General features: G+C 33.2%; 22 protein-coding genes and 2 pseudogenes. 16 read left to right on the top strand and 8 right to left on the bottom strand.

All coding sequences use genetic code 11. From position 1 onward, the window contains the following. Positions 1-120 precede the first annotated feature (120 nt). The 3 genes from ABD935_RS02725 to ABD935_RS02715 form a co-directional block, all read right to left on the bottom strand. On the bottom strand, positions 121-465 hold the full coding sequence (locus ABD935_RS02725) for a HopJ type III effector protein (protein WP_345190027.1): 345 nt from the start codon (positions 463-465) through the stop codon (positions 121-123). Beyond that, positions 462-1,160 (bottom strand): 16S rRNA (cytidine(1402)-2'-O)-methyltransferase, encoded by a 699-nt coding sequence (gene rsmI / locus ABD935_RS02720; protein ID WP_345190026.1) that lies wholly within the window; start codon positions 1,158-1,160, stop codon positions 462-464. The genes ABD935_RS02725 and rsmI overlap by 4 nt, the downstream gene beginning before the upstream one ends. Before the next feature lie 129 nt (positions 1,161-1,289). Further along, entirely contained in the window at positions 1,290-2,033 is a 744-nt protein-coding gene (locus ABD935_RS02715) for a hypothetical protein (RefSeq protein ID WP_345190025.1), read from the bottom strand. Between the two features lie 107 nt (positions 2,034-2,140). Here ABD935_RS02715 and ABD935_RS02710 point away from each other — a divergent pair, with 107 nt between their 5' ends. The 6 genes and pseudogenes from ABD935_RS02710 (at position 2,141) to ABD935_RS02685 (ending at position 8,875) form a co-directional block, all read left to right on the top strand. Continuing rightward, positions 2,141-2,788: a thymidine kinase gene (locus ABD935_RS02710; protein ID WP_345190024.1), complete on the top strand. Its 648-nt coding sequence runs from the start codon at positions 2,141-2,143 to the stop codon at positions 2,786-2,788. After that, on the top strand, positions 2,781-3,887 hold the full coding sequence (gene alr / locus ABD935_RS02705; RefSeq protein WP_345190023.1) for an alanine racemase: 1,107 nt from the start codon (positions 2,781-2,783) through the stop codon (positions 3,885-3,887). The genes ABD935_RS02710 and alr overlap by 8 nt, the downstream gene beginning before the upstream one ends. 65 nt (positions 3,888-3,952) lie before the next feature. After that, complete coding sequence (mscL, locus tag ABD935_RS02700; RefSeq protein ID WP_345190022.1) at positions 3,953-4,354, top strand: large conductance mechanosensitive channel protein MscL; 402 nt, start codon at positions 3,953-3,955, stop codon at positions 4,352-4,354. A gap of 137 nt (positions 4,355-4,491) precedes the next feature. Continuing rightward, positions 4,492-5,481 (top strand): aspartate-semialdehyde dehydrogenase, encoded by a 990-nt coding sequence (locus tag ABD935_RS02695; protein WP_345190021.1) that lies wholly within the window; start codon positions 4,492-4,494, stop codon positions 5,479-5,481. Between the two features lie 184 nt (positions 5,482-5,665). Continuing rightward, positions 5,666-7,775: pseudogene (locus tag ABD935_RS02690) on the top strand (prolyl oligopeptidase family serine peptidase). A 179-nt stretch (positions 7,776-7,954) separates the two neighbouring features. Continuing rightward, entirely contained in the window at positions 7,955-8,875 is a 921-nt protein-coding gene (locus ABD935_RS02685) for an ABC transporter ATP-binding protein (RefSeq protein ID WP_345190019.1), read from the top strand. Here the strand turns inward: ABD935_RS02685 and ABD935_RS02680 are convergent. Together ABD935_RS02680 and ABD935_RS02675 are read right to left on the bottom strand one after the other, a co-directional pair. Then, on the bottom strand, positions 8,870-9,319 hold the full coding sequence (locus ABD935_RS02680; RefSeq protein WP_345190018.1) for a 3-oxoacyl-ACP synthase: 450 nt from the start codon (positions 9,317-9,319) through the stop codon (positions 8,870-8,872). The genes ABD935_RS02685 and ABD935_RS02680 overlap by 6 nt on opposite strands. A gap of 71 nt (positions 9,320-9,390) precedes the next feature. Then, positions 9,391-10,518, bottom strand: a complete 1,128-nt coding sequence (locus tag ABD935_RS02675) for an NAD(P)/FAD-dependent oxidoreductase (RefSeq protein ID WP_345190017.1) — start codon at positions 10,516-10,518, stop codon at positions 9,391-9,393. A 216-nt stretch (positions 10,519-10,734) separates the two neighbouring features. Between ABD935_RS02675 and ABD935_RS02670 the strand changes: the two genes are divergently transcribed. Continuing rightward, positions 10,735-12,114: a DUF1800 domain-containing protein gene (locus tag ABD935_RS02670; protein WP_345190015.1), complete on the top strand. Its 1,380-nt coding sequence runs from the start codon at positions 10,735-10,737 to the stop codon at positions 12,112-12,114. Positions 12,115-12,203: 89 nt separating this feature from the next. After that, positions 12,204-13,394 (top strand): DUF1501 domain-containing protein, encoded by a 1,191-nt coding sequence (locus ABD935_RS02665; RefSeq protein WP_345190014.1) that lies wholly within the window; start codon positions 12,204-12,206, stop codon positions 13,392-13,394. Between the two features lie 340 nt (positions 13,395-13,734). Here ABD935_RS02665 and ABD935_RS02660 read toward each other — a convergent pair whose 3' ends face one another. The 3 genes and pseudogenes from ABD935_RS02660 to ABD935_RS02650 form a co-directional block, all read right to left on the bottom strand. Next, positions 13,735-14,868: an ATP-binding protein gene (locus ABD935_RS02660; RefSeq protein ID WP_345190013.1), complete on the bottom strand. Its 1,134-nt coding sequence runs from the start codon at positions 14,866-14,868 to the stop codon at positions 13,735-13,737. A 43-nt stretch (positions 14,869-14,911) separates the two neighbouring features. Continuing rightward, positions 14,912-15,299: pseudogene (locus ABD935_RS02655) on the bottom strand (four helix bundle protein). A 52-nt stretch (positions 15,300-15,351) separates the two neighbouring features. After that, positions 15,352-16,104 (bottom strand): SDR family NAD(P)-dependent oxidoreductase, encoded by a 753-nt coding sequence (locus tag ABD935_RS02650; RefSeq protein WP_345190012.1) that lies wholly within the window; start codon positions 16,102-16,104, stop codon positions 15,352-15,354. A gap of 215 nt (positions 16,105-16,319) precedes the next feature. On the opposite strand from ABD935_RS02650, the gene ABD935_RS02645 reads away from it, so the two are divergent. The 8 genes from ABD935_RS02645 to ABD935_RS02610 all read left to right on the top strand — a co-directional run bounded on the left by ABD935_RS02645 (position 16,320) and on the right by ABD935_RS02610 (position 26,250). Then, positions 16,320-17,414 carry a DUF4382 domain-containing protein gene (locus tag ABD935_RS02645; RefSeq protein WP_345190011.1) on the top strand — a complete coding sequence of 365 codons (1,095 nt, stop codon included), beginning with the start codon at positions 16,320-16,322 and terminating at the stop codon, positions 17,412-17,414. 229 nt (positions 17,415-17,643) lie between these two features. Next, the gene (locus ABD935_RS02640; protein WP_345190010.1) at positions 17,644-18,645 is read left to right on the top strand and encodes an AAA family ATPase; all 1,002 of its coding nucleotides are present in this window, start codon (positions 17,644-17,646) and stop codon (positions 18,643-18,645) included. A 90-nt stretch (positions 18,646-18,735) separates the two neighbouring features. Then, positions 18,736-19,602, top strand: a complete 867-nt coding sequence (locus ABD935_RS02635) for a DUF58 domain-containing protein (protein WP_345190009.1) — start codon at positions 18,736-18,738, stop codon at positions 19,600-19,602. Between the two features lie 36 nt (positions 19,603-19,638). Then, positions 19,639-21,288, top strand: coding sequence for a hypothetical protein (locus ABD935_RS02630; protein WP_345190008.1), 1,650 nt, complete (start codon positions 19,639-19,641; stop codon positions 21,286-21,288). Next, a complete protein-coding gene (locus ABD935_RS02625; RefSeq protein WP_345190007.1) occupies positions 21,288-22,292 on the top strand; it encodes a vWA domain-containing protein in 1,005 nt (334 codons plus the stop codon). Before ABD935_RS02630 ends, ABD935_RS02625 begins: the two co-directional genes overlap by 1 nt. A gap of 106 nt (positions 22,293-22,398) precedes the next feature. After that, positions 22,399-23,436 (top strand): VWA domain-containing protein, encoded by a 1,038-nt coding sequence (locus ABD935_RS02620; protein WP_345190006.1) that lies wholly within the window; start codon positions 22,399-22,401, stop codon positions 23,434-23,436. Between the two features lie 115 nt (positions 23,437-23,551). Next, a complete protein-coding gene (locus ABD935_RS02615; RefSeq protein WP_345190005.1) occupies positions 23,552-24,397 on the top strand; it encodes a tetratricopeptide repeat protein in 846 nt (281 codons plus the stop codon). A 77-nt stretch (positions 24,398-24,474) separates the two neighbouring features. Next, a complete protein-coding gene (locus tag ABD935_RS02610; RefSeq protein WP_345190004.1) occupies positions 24,475-26,250 on the top strand; it encodes a BatD family protein in 1,776 nt (591 codons plus the stop codon). Position 26,251: the final 1 nt, after the last annotated feature.

The following is a 26,251-nucleotide window of genomic DNA, read 5'->3' as shown; positions in this document are numbered from 1 at the left end:
TAAAATTTGATGAAATACTGAAACGACTCTTCTTTAATATACGTTTGCTATCGTCAATCAAAATGTATTTTGATTTCGATAATGCTCAGGATGACATCTTTAGAATAACAAAGACCCATTTTACTTTTCGGTTAATGGATTTTCTTCAAAAATTAAACCCTCAAAACCTGTTTTCATAAAGTTTCTAATATTTTTATGTCCGTTACCGTTTGGGTCTTTTAATACGTCTTCAAAATAAAATTGCCCAAAACAAGCCAAAGTTTCTTCTTTTGTAAATGCTTGAACTTTTGCAAAAGCAAATAATTTACATGATCCTGAGTTTTCACCCTCTCCATTTTCTAAAGTTCCATTTTTGAAAGCTGTTGGGGTAAAATTATAATAGATGTCGACAACTTGCATGGTTTCCGAAAACTCAATCTGTTTGGGGGTATTCTTTAGTTTATCTAAATATGTTTCTAATGTCATTTTTGTTTTTTTAAATGCCCATTATGGGCTTTACCACCTACCACAATAACAATCTCGCCTTTTGGTGGTTTATTGGTATAATGTTCTAAAACGGCTTTGGCCGTTCCTCTAATAGTTTCTTCGTACAATTTGGTTAATTCTCTGGATACCGAAACGGGTCTGTCTTCTCCAAAATACTCACAAAAATGCCCTAGGGTTTTAACTAATTTATGCGGACTTTCATAAAAAATGATGGTTCTGGTTTCTTCAGCTAAAAGTAATAGTCGGGTTTGGCGCCCTTTTTTAACTGGTAAAAAACCTTCAAACACAAATTTGTCGTTTGGCAATCCAGAATTTACTAAAGCGGGCACAAATGCGGTTGCTCCTGGCAAACAATCTACTTCAATACCATTTTCAATACAAGCTCTGGTCAGTAAAAATCCGGGATCGGAAATAGCTGGTGTTCCCGCATCGCTAATAAGGGCAATTGTTGTTCCGCTTTTTAATTTTTGAATAATACTTTCAACGGTTTTATGCTCATTGTGCATGTGGTGCGATTGCATGTGGGTTGAAATTTCGTAATATTTTAGGAGTTTTCCTGAGGTTCTGGTGTCTTCTGCTAGAATCAAATCGACTTCTTTTAGAACTTCTACAGCTCTAAATGTGATGTCTTTTAAATTTCCAATAGGAGTTGGAACGATGTAGAGTTTACTCATGTGTTAGTTGCTGAAAAAAAGATTGTTCTAGATGTTTTTAGATTTTCGCCGTAGTTTATCTTTAGAGATAGTCGAAAGGCGGAAATGACAAACTTAAGGGAAACCTCGATATAATCAAGGAAATATTTCTCAATTAAATTTTGCTTCTATTATTTCCATGAAACGTTCTTCAAACTCTTCTTTTCCTTCCCAATTGTTATAATCTGGCTTTACCAATTCAATAATAAAATTTTTAGCATTATTATAGGATGCAAAGGTGTTTAATTGCGACAGCACGCGATCATAATCTTCACTTTTACTATCAAATAAATGTTTTATAAAAGCAATCTTATCATTGAGCCCAATATTGAGTCCTCCATTTTTAAGTTTATCATTTAAAGATGTTTTGCCATTGGAAACACCATTATGCATTTTAGAAACGGGTTCGAAAATAGGAATATCTTCAAATCCAGCTGTAATGTCTTCTAAATTGTGTTTTTTAATGGGTTCTTTGGGTATAGCTTCTTCAAAAACGGTATCAATATCTTCTGGGTCTTCAGGCATTTGCGCTACCATATCTTTAATCTTGTTCATCAGGGGCTCTATAATCTCATCGTTTTCAACCTCATCAAGATTTATATATATTTTATCTTCAACTTCAATATTATCACTAATCTTGTTATTGAATGCACTGTCTAACATGCCAAAAAACGAAGAGTCACTTCCTATGGTTGGTAAGTCGCCTTCAAAATTTTCATGAGCAAATTTTAATACGGATAGTTTTTCATAAAGCGCAGATACTTCTGTATGCATCTTAAGAACATCTTCTTTTCCTTTTAATTTAAGAATTCTATGCGCTATACTAATGAGTTCCGATTCTACCTTCTTCTTCATTTTTTATAAATTTTTAATTATTGCGCTACAGGTTTTTGATTTTTAATAAATTTACGCCACCTTTATACAAACGAATAATTATTACTTTTTAGTGCTAAAATTACGAAATGTTTCTTGAAAATACAGTAAATCATAAAGAACAATTTGGGTGGATTGAAGTAATCTGTGGCTCCATGTTTTCTGGAAAAACCGAAGAACTGATCCGAAGGCTTAGGCGAGCTCAATTTGCAAGACAGAAAGTTGAGATTTTTAAACCTGCAATTGATGTCCGTTATAATGAGGATATGGTGGTTTCGCATGATGATAATGAAATCCGCTCAACACCTGTTCCAGCGGCAGCTAATATTCCTATTTTGGCCGATGGTTGCGATGTGGTGGGTATTGATGAAGCGCAGTTTTTTGATGATGAGATTGTACGTGTTTGTAATGATTTAGCAAATAAAGGCGTTCGTGTTATAGTAGCTGGATTAGATATGGATTTTAAAGGAAATCCTTTTGGCCCCATGCCGTTTTTAATGGCAACTGCAGATTATGTTACCAAAGTACATGCCGTTTGTACAAGAACTGGGAATTTAGCACAGTATAGTTACCGAAAATCTAAAAGTGATAGTTTGGTGCTTTTAGGTGAAGTTGATGAATATGAGCCTTTAAGTAGAGCGGCTTACTACAAAGCCATGATGCGCGACAAAATTAGAAATATGAAGGTTAATGATGCCGAAGAAGTAAACCCAAAACTTAAAGACCCCAATGCCTAAAGCACAAGAAACCGTGCTTGAAATTGATTTAAAAGCACTCCAACATAATTTTGAACATCTAAAATCGAAATTAAAAGCCAGCACCAAATTTTTAGCGGTTGTTAAAGCTTTTGCTTACGGAAGCGATGCTAACGAAATTGCTAAATACCTGCAAAATTTAAATGTTGATTATTTTGCAGTAGCGTACACCAATGAAGGTATTGCACTTAGAGAAGCTGGTATAACTCAGCCTATTTTGGTACTGCATCCTCAAACTGTAAATTTTAAAGCACTTATAGCAAATTGTTTGGAGCCTAGTATTTATAATTCTAAAATTTTAAAGGAATTTATTACTATCGCTTCTGAGGAAAAACAAACGGATTATCCCATTCATATTAAATTCAATACAGGATTAAACCGATTAGGATTTTCAGAAGATGAAGTCGATAATATTATTGCTAAACTGAATGACTCTAAAGCTGTAAAAATAAAGTCTATCTTTTCGCATTTGGCTGCTAGTGAAGATTTAGATGAAAAGAAATTCACTATAAATCAGATTGAAACTTTTAAAAGTATTACTGAAAATTTCACAACACAACTTGGTTATAAACCGATGCTCCATATATGTAATACATCGGGAATTTTAAACTATCCTGAGGCGCATTTTGATATGGTTAGAAGCGGTATTGGTTTATATGGTTTTGGTAATTCTGAAAAAGAGAACCAATATTTAAAGCCTATTGCAACTTTAAAAACGGTTATTTCTCAAATACATACTATTAAAAAAGGCAATTCTGTTGGCTACAATCGTGCCTTTAAAAGTGATGCTTTGTTAAAAACAGCCACCCTCCCAATTGGTCATGCCGATGGTATTGGTAGGCAATACGGTAATGGCAAAGGTTTTGTAACCATACATGGGCAAAAAGCACCAATCATTGGAAATGTATGTATGGATATGATTATGGTAGATGTTACAAATATTACTTGTAACGAAGGCGATGAAGTTATTGTTTTTGGCAAAAACCCAACCGCTGAACATTTAGCAGAAACCGCTAATACTATTTCTTACGAACTTATTACATCTATATCACAGCGAGTTAAAAGAATTTTCTTGGAATAATAAACTTAACACAAGTTGAAGTTTTTTGATTATTTTTGTTGCTTACTAACTAAAAATTAATAATTATGTTAAAAGAATTTAAGGAATTTGCAATGAAGGGCAACCTTGTAGACATTGCAGTTGGTTTTGTTATGGGTGCTGCTTTTAAAGAAGTAGTTACAGCGTTTACAGGAGGTATAGTATCTCCATTAATAGGATTGATTTTCGAAGCAGATTTCAAAGATTTAAAATACGTAGTAAAAGAAGGTATTGCTAATGCAGAAGGTGTTCTGGAAGGAGAAGTTTCAGTACTTTGGGGTGCATTTTTAACAAATGTAATTGACTTTATTATCGTAGCATTTGTTATGTTCTTAATTGTTAAAGGTGTTAACAAAATGAAGAAGAAAGAAGAGCCAGCCCCTGAAGCTCCATCTGGGCCATCGCAAGAAGAGTTATTAGGTGAGATTAGAGATTTGTTAAAAAAATAACAAACTGTTAAATAAAGAACAACGTGTTATTTGTTGTTAAAAAGCCCTCGTTTTTTTAAAATCAGGGCTTTTTTTAGATTTTAAAATGGAATTAATACTTAGTTTTGTCCACAGAAATTTATTAAAAATCAAATGATATGAAAGTAGCAGTTGTTGGTGCCACTGGTATGGTTGGCGAAGTGATGCTAAAAGTTCTTGCTGAACGTAATTTTCCTATAACAGAATTAATTCCTGTTGCTTCAGAACGATCTGTTGGAAAAATAATTACCTATAAAGGAAACGATTATAAAGTGGTTGGATTAGAAACGGCGGTTTCTATGCGTCCAGATATTGCTTTGTTCTCTGCAGGTGGAGACACCTCTTTAGAATGGGCTCCTAAATTTGCTGAAGTTGGTACTACAGTTGTAGATAATTCGTCAGCATGGAGAATGGATCCTACTAAAAAATTAGTAGTTCCAGAAATTAATGCTGACGAACTAACTAAAGACGATAAGATTATTGCCAACCCTAATTGTTCGACTATACAATTGGTTATGGCTTTAAATCCGCTTCATAAAAAATATAAAATGAAACGTGTTGTAGTTTCAACATATCAATCAGTTTCCGGTACTGGTGTTAAAGCTGTACGCCAATTAGAAAATGAAATTGCTGGTATTGAAGGCGAAATGGCTTATCCTTATCCTATCGGAAGAAATGCATTACCACATTGTGATGTTTTTGAAGCCAACGGATACACTAAAGAAGAAATGAAATTGGCCAGAGAGCCTCAAAAAATAATGAATGATAGAACATTTTCTATATCGGCAACTGCGGTTAGAATTCCTACTGCAGGTGGGCATTCTGAGTCTGTAAATGTTGAGTTTGAAAATGATTTTGATTTAGCTGATGTTCGTAAATTATTACATGAAACTCCAGGAGTTGTTGTTCAAGATAATACAGATACTAACACGTACCCGATGCCAATTTTTGCTCATGAAAAAGATGAGGTTTTTGTAGGTCGTATTAGAAGAGACGAAACACAACCAAACACTTTAAATATGTGGATTGTTGCTGATAACCTTCGTAAAGGAGCGGCAACAAACACGATTCAAATTGCTGAATATTTGATTGAGCATAAATTAGTTTAGAGATCTAAATAATCTTAAGATTTTATGTAAAACTCCTGTATATCTGTACAGGAGTTTTTTAATTACCTTTGATCAGAAGCTATGATTCCAGAAATAATTCATTTTTTTACTTATTTTTGAAAAAATCTAAAATACTTTCATCTTGTAAAAATTATTAATCAGTCTTTTAGCAATTGTGATTTTAATGGGTTGTAAAAAAAGAAAAAAATAATCCTTTCACCGTGAATTACCCACAAACAAAAACTGTTGATACCGTAGATATTTATTTTGGTGAGGACATAAAAGATCCCTACCGTTGGTTAGAAGATGATAGAAGTGATGAAACGAGAGCGTGGGTAAAAGCTCAAAACAAAACAACATTCAGTTATTTAGAGCATATCCCTTTTAGAGAAGGTTTAAAAGAACGTCTTACTAATCTATGGAATTACGAAAAAGTAGGCGCACCTTTTGTTGAGGGTGATTATACCTATTTTTCTAAAAATGATGGGTTACAAAACCAGAACGTGTATTATAGAAAAAAGGGTGATGGTGAAGCTGAAATATTTATAGACCCTAATACATTTTCAGAGGACGGCACCGTATCTTTAGGTGGGATGAGCTTTTCAAAAAACGGAAAAATAGTGGCGTATTCTATTTCTGAAGGCGGTAGTGATTGGCGAAAAATTTTAGTCATGAATACCGAAACTAAAGTTATTATAGAAGAGACACTTATAGATGTAAAATTTACTCAAATATCTTGGTATAAAAACGAGGGCTTTTATTATTCTAGTTATGATAAACCCCTTGGAAGTGAACTTTCTGCTAAAACAGATCAGCATAAAGTGTATTATCATAAATTAGGAACACCCCAAAAAGTTGATGCTTTAATTTTTGGCGGAATACCCGAAGAAAAGCATCGTTATATTTATGCTACGGTTACCGAAGATGACAAGTATTTGGTTATTACGCCTCGCATTTCAACTTCCGGCAATAAACTATATGTAAAAGATCTTTCAGTACCTAATAGCCCATTAATAACTATTCTAAATCATACGGATAGCGATACCAATGTTGTTGAAAACGAAGGCAGTAAATTATTTCTTGTTACTAATTTAGATGCACCCAATAAACGAATCGTTATGGTAGATGCGTCAAGTCCTACTCCAGATAATTGGATAGATATAATTCCTGAGACCGAACATGTATTATCCCCATCAACTTGCGGTGGTTACTTCTTTGCGCATTATATGGTTGATGCCATTTCTAAAGTAAAGCAATATGATTATTGCGGTAAATGGATTAAGGATATTGACCTTCCAGGTTTAGGAACAGCTCATGGTTTTAGTGGCAAAAAAGAAGAAAAAACAAATTATTTTTCGTTTACTAATTACAAAACGCCTTCAAGTATTTATAAATTTAATGTTGAAACAGGCGACGCGGAATTATACTGGAAACCATCTATTGAATTGAAAAGTGATGATTACGAAAGCAATCAGGTATTTTATACTTCAAAAGATGGCACAAAAGTACCCATGATGATTACGCATAAAAAAGGATTGGAATTAAATGGTAAAAACCCAACTATTCTATATGGTTATGGCGGATTCAATATTAGTTTAACTCCTGCTTTTAGTATTACCAATGCTGTCTGGATGGAACAAGGCGGTATTTTTGCAGTTCCTAATTTGCGTGGTGGTGGTGAATATGGTAGAACATGGCACGAAGCTGGAACCAAAATGCAAAAGCAAAATGTATTTGATGATTTTATCTCGGCTGCGGAATATTTATTTGCTGAAAATTACACATCATCAGAATATTTAGCCTTAAGAGGTGGTTCTAATGGGGGCTTATTAGTGGGAACAGTAATGACACAGCGTCCTGATTTAGCAAAAGTAGCATTGCCAGCAGTTGGTGTTTTGGATATGTTACGTTATCATACCTTTACATCTGGAGCTGGTTGGGCTTATGATTATGGAACTGCTGAAGACAGTAAAGTCATGTTCGATTATTTAAAAGGATACTCGCCTTTGCATAATGTAAAAGCTGGTCTACAATATCCGGCGACTCTAATAACAACTGGCGATCACGATGATCGTGTTGTACCAGCCCATAGTTTTAAGTTTGCCGCCGAATTACAAAGCAAGCAAACAGGAAATAACCCAACCTTAATCCGTATTGAAACCGATGCTGGTCATGGTGCAGGAACTCCTGTAAGTAAAACGATTGATCAATATGCTGATATTTTTGGTTTTACGCTTTACAATATGGGATTTAAAGTTTTGCCAAGTAAAACCCATGAAAAAATTAAAGGATAATATATGTATTTGAATCGACTAAAAAAGAATCTTAAAGATAAAAATATTAAAGTCCTTTTTACAGATTATGATGGTTGGCGATAATAATTTATTTTGAAAATGCCACAAACAAGGTGCCCAATGCTTTTCTTTGTCATGATAAGTATTTGAGAAAAACAAGATAAACCCATTAGCCTAATATGTTAGAAGTACAGAATTTAAACTTTCGTTATAAAAAGCATAACATTCTAGAGAACATTAGCTTTAGTGCAAAAGCAGGCGAACACGTTTCTATTATTGGTGAAAGTGGATCAGGAAAAAGTACGCTTTTAAAATTACTTTATGGTACTTATGATTTAAACCAAGGACAAGTATTCTGGAATGGCGAAGAAATTTTAGGGCCAAAATTCAATCTAATTACGGGCCCTAATTTTATGAAATATGTGGCTCAAGAATTTGATTTAATGCCTGTCATTTCAGTTTCAGAAAACATAGGGGCCTTTCTTTCTAATTTTTATCCTGAAGAAAAACGAGAACGCATTAAAGAGCTTCTAGAAGTTGTAGAATTAACCGCATTTGCTAGAACGAAAGTTAAAGAATTAAGTGGCGGACAGAAACAGCGTGTGGCACTTGCAAGAGCCATTGCCAAGCAACCCGAAATTATTTTATTAGACGAGCCTTTTAGCCATATCGATAATTTTAAAAAACAATCTTTACGTAGAAGCCTTTTTAAATATTTAAAAGAAAAAAACATTACTTGTATAGTGGCTACTCATGATAAGGATGATGTGTTATCTTATTCTGACAGGATGATTGTTTTGCATGACACCAAAATTACAGCTAATAATACGCCTAAGCATTTATACAATAGCCCAAAGGATAAACTTATTGCCTCTTTCTTTGGTGAGTTTAATGTGATTGATGATAGAATTATTTATGCGAATCAGTTGAAAGTAGTTAAAAAATCAGATGTAATGGCAGTTGTAAAACAATCGTATTACAAAGGGCATTATTTTTTAATTGAAGCAGAATTGAATGCGGAAAAAGTGTTTTTTGAACATTTTGAAATATTGCATATAGGTCAAAAAGTAAATCTTTCAATTGAAAAAAACTGTCTATAAAACGGTTTCAATGGTGAATTTTTGATTTCTAAAAATAATAGTATCTCCAACCGTTTTACCCATTAACAATTGCCCAATAGGTGTGTTTGACGAAATAGCAAAAACCAAGTCATCATTAACTTTTATTGCCCCTGCACTAATGGCAATAAAGTAGTTTGAGTTAGATGTATAAACTAGGCTGCCTAAACCAATAATTTTAGAAGTTTTAGAGATGTTTACTTTAGAAAGTAACTCTCTTGTTTTTTGAATTTCTGCTAGTTGATTCCCTGCTTTTTCTCGTTCTAGTTGTAGCATAGCACGTCCTGTTTCATGCTTATCGCCTGCACTACTTTTAGTTTCTGAAGTTAATGAAACCTGAATTTCATTAATCGTATTTTGAATGGTTTGGAAACGATTTTCAACAAATGCAACACATTGGTTATATAGTTGTTCTTTTATATTCAATATTCAATTTTTTAGAGTGGATTCCTGCCTTTACTTCGACTGTGCTCAGTATAAACTCTGGAATGACATGTTTATACTAAATCAACTAATTCTTTACCAACTAAACTCCCTATAGCAATTCCCATTCCGCCAAGCCGGACACCACAAAACACATTGTTGCTTAGTTGTTTTACTATGGTTTTCTTTTGCCCCGAAAGCTTTCGGGAACCAACACCCATAATACCACTCCAGCGCTGGTCAATTTCAAACGGTGTTTCTGGAAGAATAGTGGATTTTAAAAGGGCTTCTAATTTGTTTTGAATCAATGTTGTTTCATTTAAATCCATAGTTTCTTCACCTTTAAAATCTAGATGCCGCCCACCTCCAAACAAAACCCTATTGTCTATATTTCTGAAATAATAATAGCCTTTATCTAAATGAAATGTACCTTTTATATGCAAGTCTTTTATGGGTTTGGTAATTAAAACCTGTGCTCTTGCTGGATTTACTTTTTCATTAATGAGTTGCGATGCAAAGCCGTTAGTTGCAATAAGTAACTTTGAGGTTGAAAACTCAAAAGCACTGGTTTTTAGTTTGACTGAATTATTGGCCTCAGAAAAACGTTCAACTTGAATACTATTTAAAATTTTAATACCTTTTTTTAATACTAAATGCATCAAGGATTCCATCATTTTTCCGGTATCAATTTGACCTTCAAATGGATTGTAAACATATTGATTTTTTATGTTTTTAAAGTTGAAAATATTATCATGCAGGTTAAAAACATCATCTTTAAAAATGGGTTGAAGCATGTTGTTTATAGATTCCCTTTTTGATAAACAGTGCTGGAATAATTCTGAATCGTTTTCAGTAAACAATTCATAACCACCATGGTTTTTATAGTTTATAGTTTTGTCTCCTAAAGTTTTTCGTAAAAGTTTTAGACCTTCTACTCGTTTTTTAATAAGTTCTAAAACGTCTTGTTGTGCATGAGTTTGTAAATCGTCAAGTATTTCACTCAGGCTCCCAAAGCATGCGAATCCCGCGTTTTTTGTACTTGCACCTTGTGGTAAGATACCTTTTTCAAGCACTAAAATGTTTGCTTTAGGAAAACGCTTTTTTAATTGCAACGCGCAGCTAAGCCCTACAATACCACTGCCTACAATAGTGAAATCGATATGTGTTAACCAACTTTTTATTTCCCAGTATGAAAGATGCAATGCCTTGTTCTTTTTGAATGATTGTAAAAATACTTAAAATTTTATTGGAAGCGTTACGTTCAGTTTAAGGTTGATACAAGTTGATACAAGCCATTTACCAATACATAATTTTTGTACTTTCATGGTTTAGATTAAACCTTTTTGATAATTTGAAGTCTAAACATGCACAACAAGCGTTATTACTAGTAATTGATAATTGCAAAATAATTCATCAAGATGAAGCAAAAACATATTCAGCATTTATATTGGCGCATAGGTTTTGGGATTTTACCAAACGCACTCGAAAAACGTTCCAAACAAAATAAGAAAGCTGTAGTTGATAATCTCCTTAGAGCTTCAAAAGAAGCAACGCCTTTAACATTAGATACATCAGAACTTGATGATTTAATGGGTGGTTCTTATGAAAAGTCCAAAGAAAACAGAATGAAAATTCAAAAAATAAGTAGAGAAAAAATTAAGGTATTGAATGTAGCTTGGATTGAAAGACTTGCAGACCCTAAAGAATTATTGCGAGAAAAAATGACCTTGTTTTGGGCCAATCATTTTGTGTGTCAAGATAATAATTATGTGTATAGTCAAAAGTTTCATAATACGTTACGAACACATGCTTTAGGAAACTTTAAAGACTTTGTAGTTGCTATTTCAAAAGAAGCAGCGATGACCAAATATTTAAACACCAAGCAAAATCGTAAACAAAAACCTAACGAGAATTTTGCACGGGAACTTATGGAGTTATTTACTTTGGGTGTGGGCAATTACACTGAAGACGATATAAAGGAAAGTGCCAGAGCTTTTACGGGCTATAGCCACAATTTACAGGGTGAATTTGTTTTTAGAAAACGAGCACATGATGAAGGCGTCAAAGCATTTTTTGGCAAATCAGGGAATTTTAATGGTGATGATATTATTGATATCATTTTAGAAAACAAACAATGTGCAACTTATATCTGTGGAAAAATATATCGGTATTTTGTTAATGATACCATAGACGAAAACCATGTAAACAACATGGCAAATATGTTTTATAAAGATTATAATATTGAAAATGTGATGCGTTATATGATGCTTTCAGATTGGTTTTATGATAAAAAAAATATAGGCATTAAAATAAAGTCGCCTATTGAATTATTGGTAGGGATAAAAAACGTGGTTCCTGTAGATTTTAAAAACCCAAAGCAGTTATTATACATTCAAAAATTATTAGGTCAGATATTATTGAGCCCACCAAATGTGGCAGGTTGGAAAGGAGGTAGAAATTGGATTGATAGCAATACCATTGTGATGCGTTTAAAATTATCATCACTTATTTTGAACAATGCCTATATTTCTAAAGCTAAAGCAGGCACATCTGATGCTGCTATGGACATGAAAAAACAGGCGTTTAAAAAGAACTTTGGAAAACGCTTTAAAACAGAAAGCAATTGGAACTATTTTAACAATCAGTTTAAAAATGTGGACATAAACGATTTGGAAAACCACATACTGGCCTGTAATATTAATGAGAGTGCCAGCGCATATTTACAATCGTTAAGTAAAGTCTCAAGACAAGAGTATTGTGTGCAGCTTATGTCGTTACCAGAATATCAAATGTGTTAATTAGGGTCATCTCATAAAAAGTAAATAAAAATGACATCAAAAATAAATCAAATTATAATAATAGTCTGATGACAACCAAACACTAAATTATGGACAGAAGAAAATTTTTAAAACAGTCATCTTTAGCGAGTAGCTTGTTTTTTGTTCCAAGTTTTGTAAAAGCTTTTGAGCAAGTGGCGAGTAGTAGCTTAGGCTATAAAAGATTAGTTATCATACAATTATCTGGCGGAAATGATGGTTTAAATACTGTAATTCCTTTTAGAAATGATTTGTATTACAAAGAGCGACCAACCTTGGCAATTCCCAGGAATGATATCATTAAACTTACAGATGAAGTTGGTCTTAACCCTAATCTAACCCCTTTAAAGCGTTTGTATGATGATGGTCATTTATCTATAATTAACAACGTAGGATATCCAAACCCTGTTAGGTCGCATTTTAGGTCTATGGATATTTGGCAAACCGCTACAGATTCAGATAAGTATTTGCAAAGTGGATGGTTAGGACGTTATTTAGACCATTATGGGAAACATCCGCATAGCGCTATTGAAATTGACGAAAGTTTATCGTTAGCCATGAAAGGAGAAACCATGAACGCTATTGCAACTCAAGACCCAAAAGCTTTTTATAATTTATCGAAAGACCCGTATTTCAAGAACATCCATAACCATCAAAATGATGTGCATTTAAGCGAGCATAATTTGGGTTATTTATACAAGTCTATGATTGCTGCTCAATCTTCAGCTAAATATATTTATGAAACTAGTAAAACGGTTTCAACTAGCATAGAGTATCCAAATAATCCCTTTGGAAAACAATTAAAAACTACAGCACAATTTATTAATTCAGGCATAGATACCAAAGTGTTTTATGGGTCATTAAATGGTTTTGATACCCATGTAAACCAACTGAATACTCAAAAAAGATTATTGAAAAATTATGCGGATGGTATGGAGGCTTTTGTCCAAGATTTAAAAGATAATGACACCTTTAAAGATACTTTAATTTTAACTTTTTCGGAATTTGGGCGACGTGTAAAACAAAATGCAAGTGTTGGTACAGACCATGGTACAGCAAATAACGTGTTCATCATAGGCGACCAATTAAAAGAACAAGGCTTGTATAATAAGATGGCCAGTTTAAGTGATTTAGACGATAATGGCGATTTAAAATTTGAAATAGATTTTAGAACGATATACGCAACGGTTCTAAATAAATGGCTAGATGTTAATGATGAAAAAATCTTAAATAAATCATTCAAACAACTCGATTTTATATAAAATAATTTGGGCGTTACCGCAAGGGTCGGGCTTTCCGCTATATCTTTTTAAAACGTCACAGCGAGGAGTGAGCGACGTGGCTATTTGTTTATTGTTTACTTGAAAGGGAGTTTTTAGTACTATCCCATTTTAAAAAGGATGCCGCTGTAATCCCTAACGCAAGCATAGTTTTAATATATACTTTTAGAATAAAATTTAGACATGAAAAAAACCTTGAACCAATCTTTACGATTTGGGGCACAAGGTTTAATTAAAATGATTAATAGCGGTGCAAAAATGACTCTTTTATCTAACAAAAAAAAATTTTAAAGTTAACTTAAGGTTAAATTATTAACAAATGTTAACTGTATTTCACTTTTCTTAAAATTCTTAAAGATTCTTTATATAAACTATATATTTCAGGGCTATAAGCTTTCAAATATGTTTTTGATTCATTCAATTTATCAATAGCTTCATGGAATAAGTTAAGGTAACAAATCAGATAAGTAGCTGGTAAGTTTTTTAAATCTAAGGTTTCTCTTTTAGTAAGTGAAAACCCTTTTTTAAGTTTTTCTAAAATAGCATTATTGGTATTGTAAATATGATGCAGTACTTTTTTATCAAATTGTGGTGGTTCAAATAAAAGTTTTGTTTCTATATTGTATTGGGCATTGTCTTCAAAACTAATAATAGTTTCTTCTAATGGGTAATATTTGTTAGAGCCTTGAAGCCCTAGATTAACATATTCAATAATTTTAAAATTGTCATCGTCAAGCGAAATTGATACTTCATCTAAGGTCGAGAAGAACAGGCGTACTTGCTCGTTAATCAATTCTATATCAACTCTAGAAAAGAACACCTCTTTTTTTACAGTCTTTTTTTGCCCGGCCCAACACACCACAAAATACTCTTTAAAAACTTTGTACTGAGCATTAAAATCTTTTCGGTTATTCATAAAATCGAACACGCCATTTAAAGTATGCTCTATATTATTTTGCGCATTTTTTTCAATGGCTTCAACAATTTTAGAGTTCACATCTTTTATTTCAATATCAAAAACTTTGGGCATGCTCATGCTGCCATCTCTGAAAAACACAGAACCTCCATAATATTTCCAGATGTTTTTTCTGAGAGACGTGATTTTTCCAGTAGGTCTAATGGTTACTAAACCAACAACCTTATCGTCTGGTAAATGAGGAAACGGAATGTTTTCATATTGAACAATGGGCGGATGACTTAAATACGCATTGATGAGGTTCTGTATTTTACTATCATCAAAAAAATCGACTCCAATAATAGTGTTGTCCTCATCTTCAACCCCAATAACAATGTACGAATTGTTTTTAGGGTTGCTGTTCGAAAGCGCACAAATATGCTTTAAAAACTTAGCTTTTCCTTCCTTATAACTAATATCAATTTTTCGCTTTTTGTCATAAAAACTGTTCTCATCATTATGAGCTAGTAAGTGTTTTATGAGTAGGCGTTTGTTAATCATTTAAGATATTGTCTATTGTTCATTATTATTTTTTTATTCAAGTCTAATCAAATTTAGGCCCCTTGCGATTTGAGTTTTTTAAATAATTCATGAATTTTGAAAGTTGATTAATAAGTTCTTCAGCTTTAGTATTTAATTTTTGATAAGTTATTTCATCAATATGATTTCTTCTATAACATCTTAACAATTGAGCTTTACTTTCACTACAAGAACCTCTAGAGTAACTCAAAAACATAATGAATTTTATTACCACCTCTTCCAAAGCCTTCAGCAATATTATCCATTACAGAACCTGACGAACCATTTATTTGTTCTCTTAATTTATAGTCTTTGTTGAGAGAAGTATTTACAATTATCTCCCAAATATCATCACAAAAAATGGTAGCCTCTTTATAAACTTCTAAATTTTCAAACGAACTGTAATGTGCCATATTACTTGAATAAATAATAAAAATAAATAATGCTCAACACTAGTAAAGAAATCTACAAAGATTTCTTTACTAGTGTTGAGTTAGCCTGTGCCGTACAAAACATCAAAACATCGGCAATATTAACATGAGCTGGTCTTGATACTACAAAATAGATAACTTCAGCAATATCTTTAGCTTGTAGTGCTTTAAAACCTTTGTATACGGAGTCCGCCATTTTATCGCCTTTAAAACGCACTTGAGAAAATTCGGTTTCTACCAGACCGGGATTTATAGCCCCTACTTTAATTCCATAGGGGTTTAAATCAATACGCATGCCTTCGGTAATTGCTAAAACAGCATGTTTGCTGGCGCAATACACATTGCCTTTTGGATATACTTCTTTTCCTGCGGAAGAACCAATATTTATAATATGTCCAGATTTCTGGTCCGTCATTTGTGGGATAATAGCTTTACTTACATACAGCAATCCCTTTACATTGATATCCATCATGGCATCCCAATCATCAATACTGCCTTCGTTTATTGGGTCTAAACCATGAGCATTTCCTGCATTGTTTATCAGGATATCAATGTTTTTAAATTTGTCCGGTAGCGACTCTATTGCTTTAAATGCTTCTTTTTTATTGCGAACATCAAAATTTAAAATATACACATCGGTTAAGCGTTCTAAAGCTTTTTGTATGGTGTTTAGGCGTTCTAAGCGTCTTCCACAGAGTACTAAGTTAATACCTTGTTTTGCAAACTCATAAGCAGTGGCTTCTCCTATACCACTTGTTGCTCCAGTAATTAGGGCGGTCTTTTTCATTATATTTTAGTTCTTTGATTTTTTAGAGATTACAGGTTATATGCTTTTTTTTGTAATTCACGTATAAAAATACTTAAAAACCACGATAATATTTTATTATTGTGGTAAACGATAATTAAAAAAATCTTTCACAAAATGGTAAATGGATTAGTCTAAACTGACTAAACCTTCGTAAATAAGATGTATAAACTTAAAAATAAAAAAAAATGAAAACTTTGAAAAAACTAAAATTAATTTTTCCGCTATTAGTTCTCACATTTTTAATGTCCTGTGATGACAATAAATCAAGTGATGCAGCTAAAGAAGCTTCAACGATTTCGATAAGATTAGTAGATGCTCCAGGAGATTATGAAGCTGTTAATGTTGAAATTATTGACGTTATGATTAAAATGGATGATGACAATGATGATGATAACGGATGGTTATCACTTGAAGCTAATAATGAAACAGTTAATTTGCTGGATTTTACTGGCGGTTTTAGTAAAGTTTTAGTTGAAAGATTTCCAATTCCAGCAGGTACTTTAAGTCAAATGAGGTTGGTGCTAGGTGATGGGAACACAATAGTTATAGAAGGAGAAAATAATGAAAGCGAAGCGTTCGACCTAAAAACTCCAAGTGCTCAACAGTCTGGCTTAAAACTTAAAGTTAATACTTTAATTGAAGAGGGTTTTACATATGATTTTGTACTAGACTTTGATGTTGAAAAATCAATCGTACATGCAGGTAACTCGGGTAATATTATTTTGAAACCTGTACTTTATGTAAGTGCAGAAGCCAGTTCAGGAATTATTAAAGGGTCGGTTTCTCCAAACAATGTTTCAAGTATTGTATCTGTATTGATTGATGATAAAGGAACGCCAGAAATCGAAGATGATTTTGTTATTACCGCATACACCGATGAAGTTACAGGAGCATTTGCCCTTTGGGGCGTTCCTGCAGGAACCTATGAAGTTATAGCAATGCCAATTGATGAAGAATCAGACTACGCCTATGGAAGCGCAATAGATGTTTTAGTTACCAATGGAGAAACTACAACCATTACAGACCCAATTGAACTTATGCTTAAACCTGGTAAAATAAGTGGTACAGTATCCGGTTTAGATAATGGAATTGTTGCAACTGTATCTATAAATGATGATGCTTCAACAAGTATAGAAACCAATGCTAGTGGAGAATATATTATTGAAGGAGTTGCGCCTAATGATTATACAGTAACTATAGGTGCTATTGGGTATGTTGCACAAGAATTCTTGATTACTTTAGAACCAGCTGAAGAGGAAATTGTAAATACTACTTTAGTTTTGGAATAATAATAAATATATTTTTAAATGCAAAGCGCAATATCGAAAGGTATTGCGCTTTGTTTTTAAAGATAAAATCACATTTAAGATAAAGTTATCATAATTATACGTTAAACGCCGAAATCGTTGTATTTATTCTTTTTTTTAACCAATTTTTAACATGGTATCAATAAAAATTTTAACAATTTGCAATGCTCAAATAAGGACTGTATATTCGGGCTTTTAAATTATAAAAATAATGGAAGAAACAGGTGTAATTGATATTAAGACGATTAACGAGAAAATTGAAAAGGAAAGTGCTTTTGTTGATTTACTGATGCTAGAAATGAATAAAGTTATAGTAGGTCAAAAGCATATGGTAGAACGTTTGCTTATTGGTTTATTAGGACAAGGGCACATTTTGTTAGAAGGTGTTCCTGGATTAGCAAAAACATTAGCTATTAATACCTTGGCACAGGCTGTGGACGGAAGTTTTAGTAGAATCCAGTTTACACCAGATTTATTACCTGCAGATGTTACAGGGACATTAATCTATAATATGAAGGTTAATGATTTTTCTATAAAAAAGGGGCCCATTTTTGCAAACTTTGTATTAGCAGATGAGATTAATAGAGCTCCAGCAAAAGTGCAGTCGGCTTTATTAGAAGCCATGCAAGAAAAGCAAGTAACTATTGGTGATGAAACTTTTAAGTTAGACAAACCATTTTTAGTTATGGCAACGCAAAATCCAGTTGAGCAAGAAGGAACATACCCTTTGCCAGAAGCTCAGGTAGACCGTTTTATGCTAAAAACAGTTATTGATTATCCTAAAATTGATGAAGAACAACTCATTATGAGAGCTAACCTTAAAGGGGCTTGGGATAAAGTAAATTCTGTGGTATCTGTATCTCAAATATTAAAAGCCCAAGAAGCTGTTCGCGAGGTGTACATGGATGAAAAAATTGAAAAATATATACTGGATATTATATTCGCTACACGTTACCCAGAAAAATATAGACTTCCTGATTTAAAACCATTGATTTCATTTGGCGCATCACCCCGTGGAAGCATCAATTTAGCAACTGCAGCTAAATGTTATGCCTTTATTAAGCGTCGTGGTTATGTAATTCCAGAGGATGTACGTGCCGTAGTTTATGATGTGTTAAGGCACAGAATAGGTATTACTTATGAAGCTGAAGCCGAAAATGTAACTTCAGAAGACATCATCAATAAAATAGTTAATGAGATAGAGGTACCATAGAATTTCAGATTTTAGAATGACAAATTATGATTTGTGATTTTTTCGATTCGAGAAATCGTAAATCAAAAATCTATAATCGTAAATCAAAACATGGATACTAAAGAATTACTAAAAAAAGTACGTAAAATAGAGATTAAGACGCGTCGGTTGTCTGATCATATCTTTGGAGGCGAATATCATTCAACCTTTAAAGGACGAGGTATGACTTTTAGTGAAGTGCGACAGTATCAGTTTGGTGATGATGTAAGAAGTATAGACTGGAATGTTACTGCACGTTATAATGAGCCTTACGTAAAAGTTTTTGAGGAAGAACGAGAATTAACCATGATGCTTATGGTTGATGTTTCGGGTTCTGAATTATTTGGTACTAAACAGCAATTTAAAAATGAAGTTGTTACTGAAATAGCTGCAACTTTAGCATTTTCAGCAACACAGAATAATGATAAGATAGGACTGATTTTATTTTCAGATAAAGTGGAATTGTATATTCCGCCAAAAAAAGGACGTTCACATGTATTACGAATTATTCGAGAATTAATTGAATTTCATCCAGAAAGTAGACAAACCAATTTAGCAGAAGCTTTAAAATTCATGCAAAACGTAATGAAGAAAAAGGCTATTGTATTTGTATTGTCTGACTTTATAGCCGACGATTATCATCAAACCATGAAAATTGTTTCACGTAAGCACGATGTTACGGGCATTCGAGTTTATGACAAGTATGAAACCGAAATTCCAAACCTTGGGATGGTGCAAATGCAAGATGAAGAAACAGGGGAACTCATGCTGGTAAATACATCTTCGAAAAAGGTAAGACGTAATTATGGCAAATTCTATCATGAAAAAGTGAAGTATTACAAAGAAAGCTTTACAAAATCTGGTGCGGGAGCGATTGATTGTCGAGTTGATGAAAGCTATGTAAAAAAGTTATTGGGCTATTTTAAAAGAAGAGGATAAAAAGATTAACGATTTATGATTAACGAATTACGATTTATGAAAACAAGATACAGTCTTCAGTCTTCAGTCTTCAGTCACCAGTTATCGGTCTTTTTCTCTATACTCTTTTGTCTATCGTCTTTAGCTTCATTTTCTCAAGTAACATCATCTGTAGAAACCAATTCTATAAAAATTGGAGAACAGATTACTTACGAAATAAAAGTTGAAGCAGATACCACAAAGCTAGTTGTGTTCCCAGAAGGGCAAACCTTTTCGCCTTTGGAAATGATAGAAGCATATCAAATTGATACTACAAAAAATAAGGATAAATATAACCTGATAAGACGATATGGTTTAATACAGTTTGATTCGGGTTCATATACCATCCCAAGGCAAAAAATTATTATTGGAGATAGAACTTTTTTTACAGATTCATTACAAGTTGAAGTCAACGATATTGTGGTAGATACTACAAAAGGACTTTATGATATCAAACCCATTATCGCAGTTAAAAAAACAGGAAGCAATTGGTGGAAATATGTATTATACGCACTGTTAATTATTGGTGCTATAGGGGCTTTAATATATTGGTTTATTTGGCGAAAAAAGCCGTTGACGGAAGAAGAACAAATTGCTTTGTTACCACCTTATGATAGAGCTAAATTAGCATTAAAAAAGCTAGATGAAAGTCATTATTTAGAACATGAAAATTTAAAAGATTATTATTCGGATCTGACATTCATCATCAGAAAATATCTTGATGAAAAAGTATATGATCATGCTTTAGAGAGTACTACAGACGAATTAATCCACCGACTTAATTTGCTTAAAGACGGCAATCAAGTAGATTTAAGTAAAGACGATATTAAAAACCTAGAAAGCATTTTAAAACGTGCCGATTTAGTGAAATTCGCAAAGTCTGCTCCAGATATTGAACTCGCAAAAATTGATAGAGATACTATTGATTTAGAGATAGATCACGTAAAAGAGGCATTGCCAGAACCTACCGAAGAAGAAAAGCTTTTAGATCAAAAATATAGAGAAGAACAAGCCCGTAAAAAGAAGCGGAACAAAATAATTATTACAGTTCTTTTAAGCTTATTTTTAATTACAGCAGCTGTTGTTGGTTTTTCAATAAAATATGGCTTTGATTATGTGAAAGATACGGTTATTGGTCATGATAGTAAAGAACTTCTAGAAGGCGAATGGGTTACCAGCGCATACGGATTTCCACCAATAACGATTACAACACCAAAGGTTTTAAAAAGAACAACGCCTGAGTTACCAGAAGAAATGGCTCAGCAAATAGACTTAACGCAATTTGAATACGGAAGCCTAATTGGTCAGTTTCAAATTACGGCGGCTACAACCAGATTAAAAAATCTTGGGGATAATAAAATAGATATTAAACAAGCTATAGATGGAAGTTTAAAAATGTTTGAATCTGTTGGGGCTCAAAACATAATAACAAAAACAGATGAGTTTACCACACCAAACGGCGCGGAAGGATTGAAAGTGTATGGCACTATGGAAATACCAGTTCCAAATACTGATAAATTTCAAAAAAGCAATTATGTTATTTTGGGCTTTACATCCGAAAATGTAATACAGCAAGTGCTGGTAGCTTATAAAGAATATGATGTTTACGCCGAAAAAATGACAGAACGCATTCTAAATTCAGTTGAACTTAAAGAAGTAGAAGAATAATGTTTGAGGGCATAGAATTTTTAAATATAGGGTTTTTCTGGTTGCTGTTGGCGCTTCCTGTAGCGGTACTTTGGTATGTTTTTAAACACAAAAAACAAACAGCAGAACTTAAAATATCAAGTTTAAAAGGCTTTAAAGTTACCAATTCTTGGTTGCCAAAATTAAAACATCTTTTATTTGCTTTGCGGTTAGTAGCGCTAGCAATACTTATAACAGCTTTAGCGAGACCGCAATCTGTTGATGTGTCTACTAAAACGAAAACCACACGAGGTATAGATATAGTCATGGCCATAGATGTTTCAGCTAGTATGTTAGCTAAAGATTTATCGCCAAATAGGTTAGAAGCCTTAAAAAAAGTAGCTGCAGAATTTATAAAAGGCAGACCAAATGATAGAATAGGTCTAGTAGAATATGCAGGAGAAAGCTATACTAAAACACCTATTACAAGCGATAAATCTATAGTGTTAAGGTCGCTTAAGAGCATTAAGTACAATACAATAATTGAAGGCGGTACCGCTATTGGTATGGGCTTAGCAACATCGGTTAATAGATTAAAAGATAGTAAAGCCACAAGTAAGGTTATTATTTTATTGACTGATGGCGTAAATAACTCAGGTTTTATAGATCCAAAAATAGCGAGTGAATTGGCTGTTGAATACGGTATCAAAACGTATACTATTGGTTTGGGAACTAACGGGATGGCACTATCTCCTGTTGCGATTTTGCCAAATGGTAATTTTCAATACGGACGTATACAAGTCGAGATTGATGAAGCCTTACTTAAAGAAATAGCCGAAGTTACCGGTGGTAAATATTTTAGAGCAACAAACAACAAGAAACTTGAAGAGATTTACGATGAAATTAATAAACTAGAAAAAACAGAAATAGAAGAATTTAAGTTTTATAATTACGAAGAAAAATATCGCTCGTTAGTCATTTTGGCAGGGTTATTATTGCTTTTAGAATTATTATTACGCTTTACAGTATTTAGGAGTTTTGTATAAGTGTTGCTTTTTTTCTTTTCCGCGGAAGCGGAAATCTTAAATTTAAAGATATACAGGACATCGATGGCAAACTGCCAAATGAAGACTGTTTACTGAAGACTAAAAAATGTATCAATTAGAAGAAAAAATATGGTTTTGGGCATTGGCAATTATTCCAGTAATAATCCTGCTTTTTTTGCTGCTTCAATTTTGGAGATATAGAGCACAGAACAAATTTGCAGATAAAAAATTGCTAAAAAGGTTAAGCCCAAATAGGTCTATATTCAAAGCAGTTCTAAAAATTATTGTTTTAAGCTTGGCTTTTTTGTGCTTAACGATTGCTCTGGTAAACCCGAAAATTGGTACAAAATTAGAAACTGTTAAACGCGAGGGGGTAGATATTGTTTTTGCCGTCGATGTTTCTAAAAGTATGCTAGCCGAAGATATTGCACCTAACCGATTAGAGAAATCAAAACAACTCGTTACACAAATCATTAATAATTTGGCTAGTGACCGTGTTGGTATTATCGCTTATGCAGGAAAAGCATTTCCGCAATTGCCAATAACAACAGATTATGCATCGGCTAAAATGTTTTTGCAAAGCATGAATACCGATATGCTATCATCACAAGGAACAGCAATAAACGAAGCTATTAAATTGGCTAAAACTTATTTTGATGATGAAGAGCAAACAAATAGAGTACTTATTATTATTTCAGATGGCGAAGACCATAGTCAAGAAGCCGCCGCTATAGCAGAAGAAGCTCATAAAGAAGGTATTAGGATTTTTACTATAGGCGTTGGAGATGTAAAAGGCGGTCCTATTCCAGAAAAGCGAAATGGGATTGTTTTAAACTATAAAAAAGATAATCAAGGCGAAACCGTTATCACGCGGTTAAATGAAGAAACGCTTCAAAATATTGCTAACCAAGCTAACGGCGCATACATTAATGGAAAAAACACAAAGGATGTAGTCGCAAATATCCGCGAGATTTTAAGCGGAATGGATAAAACAGAATTTGAAGCAAAACAATTTGCGGAATTTAAGGACCAGTTTCAATGGTTTTTAGGTTTTGGTATTTTCTTTTTGCTATTAGATGTTTTCTTGTTAGAACGAAAAACAGCATGGTTGAAAAAATTGAATTTATTTAATGAAAACCTTTAGTTTCCGCGATTCCGATAATTATCGGGAGGAAATCTCATAAATTGAAGTAATTAACAATTTTATAAATTTTTTAACGAACAAAAAACACAAGGTTTTATACCTTAAAAATAAAAAAATGAAGCATATATTATTAATCTTATTGGCGTGTGTTACTTCAATCTCTTTTGCCCAAGAAGAAGATAAGGCACAACTGCAGGCTTTAAAGAAAGCTAATAATTATGTTTACCAAGGAAATGCTTTAGCGAAAGGAGACGATTTTATCTCCGCAGAAATGGCATATAGAAAAGCTATTTCAGAACAGCCTTCTAGTGTTACAGGGGCTTACAATTTAGGGAATTCCTATTACGAAAAAGGAAATTATGAAGAGGCTTTATATAGGCATCAACAAGCTGCGGAAAGGGCTACTTCAAAAGTAGAAAAGCATAAAGCATTTCATAATATTGGTAATATTTTAATGAAAAATGAAAAATATAAAGAAGCCGTTGAAGCTTATAAAAATGCTTTAAGAAACGACCCTACTGATGAAGAAACACGTTATAATTTGGCCGTAGCTAAGAAAAAACAGAAAGAGCAAGAAGATAAACAGCAAGAGGAGAATAAAGACGATAAAGATAAAAAGGACGAGGATAAGGATAATAAAGATCAGAAAGAAAACGAAGACAAAAAGGAGAATCAAGATAATAAAGATCAAGAAGGAGACGATAAAGAGGATAAAAAAGATAAGGGAGACGAAGACGAGAAAAAGGAGGATGAGGGTAAACCTAAAGATGAAAAAAAGGATAAAGGAGATGATGAAAAAAAGAAAGAAGAACAAAAACCTAAGCCTCAACCCGGGCAACTGTCTCCACAACAAATAAAGAGTTTGTTAGAAGCCATGAATAATCAAGAACAGAAAGTTCAAGAAAAAATGAATGCTGAAAAACAAAAAGGCGTAAAAATAAAGACTGATAAGGACTGGTAAAACGAATTACGATAGACGACTTACGAATGTTGATTTAACTAATACTGCAATCGTAAATCGTAAATCTAAAATATATAATGAACTTAATAAAACACATAACCATATTACTATTCATACTTACTACAAGTATCGTTTCTGCGCAAGTAAAATTTGAAGCCAAAGTAAGCAAGCAAAAGCTAGGGGTTAACGAACGTTTACGTGTTGATTTTGAAATGAACCAAGATGGAGATAATTTTAATCCGCCAAGTTTTTCGGGCTTTACGGTTGTTGGCGGACCAAATCAATCGGTTAGTAATTCATGGATTAATGGGGTGCGTTCTTATAAAAAAACATACAGTTACTTTTTAGCACCAAAACAGCGAGGGAACTTCACCATTTCGCAAGCAACCATAACAATTAAAGGAGAAAACTTTAAAACAACACCTGTAAAAGTTATAGTTACCGGAGCTGTTGATATTCCTAAAGACCCGAATGATCCCACTTATTTAGCCTCAGAAAACATTCATTTAGTCGCTGAGGTTTCAAAATCAAATCCTTATTTAAACGAAGCAATTACGGTGGTTTACAAATTATATGTATCGCCTAAAATAGCAGTTGATAATTGGAATGAAATCGATAGCCCTCGCTACAATGATTTTTGGAGCCAAGCCATAAACACACAAGGGCAGAAGGTTCAAAACGGTACTTATAATGGCGAAGATTATCGCTATTTAGTATTACGAAAAGCAGTATTATATCCTCAAAAAACAGGCAAATTAAATATAGAGCCATTAAGCTTAAACATAGCATTGCGCGTGCCTTCCAAAAGACGTGATATTTTTGGAAGTCTTTTAATGACCCGTGTTAACAAAACGGTTTCAGCAGGAAATAAATCAATACAAGTAAAACCTTTACCCGAAGCTGGTAAACCAGTCGATTTTACTGGTGCTGTTGGTGATTTTAGTTTTGATGTGGTGGCTTCAAAAACAGAGTTAGACGCTTCGGAATCTTTACAGCTAAAAGTAAGCGCAAGAGGAAACGGAAACTTAAAGCTCTTTAAGCTTCCTAAAATATCATTGCCAAGTTCTTTAGAGGTTTATGAGCCAGAACATAAAGAGGATGTAAACACTAATTTATCGGGCATGAAAGGTAGTATTTCAGATAGTTATACGGTGGTGCCTCAGTATAAAGGAAAATACCCGATACCTAGCATTTCCTTTTCATATTTCGATTTAAAAACAGCAACATATAAGCGCTTATCTTCTGATGAAATTGTGATTAATGTTTTAAATGGACCTTCAAATAGCACAAATGCTAATGAAGGAAGTACCGTTTCAAATAATAATAAACAAGCAGTAGTTTTGAATAGTGACCAGTTTGCTTTTATTAAAACAAAAACAGAATTTTCAACTATCAAGCCAAACTATTTCTTTAAAACCAATTTATTTTGGAACTTGTTGTTATTGCCCTTTTTAGCAATTCCATTGGCTATTGCTATCAGAAAGAAAAAGGCAAGTAGAGATGCTGATGTTTATGGCAACAGAATCAGAAAGGCAGATAAATTAGCCAGAAAATATTTGAGCCATGCCAAAAAATCTTTGGGTAAAAAAGAAGCGTTTTATATTGCCCTTGAGAAAGCATTACATAATTATTTAAAAGCAAAATTACATATAGAAACCAATGATTTAAGTAAAGATAAAATCAATAGTTTGCTAAAAGAAAAACAAGTAGATGATGAAGTTATTAAGAGTTTTGGCGGCATTTTAGAAAACTGTGAACTGGCGCGCTATACGCCTATTGATATTGCAACCATGCAAGAAGATTATGGAAAAGCTGCAAAAACAATTTCTTTAATTGATAAACAAGCACGTTAAG

The sequence above is a fragment of the Algibacter agarivorans genome, from assembly GCF_039543245.1.
GTDB lineage: Bacteria > Bacteroidota > Bacteroidia > Flavobacteriales > Flavobacteriaceae > Algibacter_G > Algibacter_G agarivorans.
The sequence above is the reverse complement of the archived record's forward strand: the minus strand, read 5'-3'. Positions and strand labels throughout refer to the sequence as shown.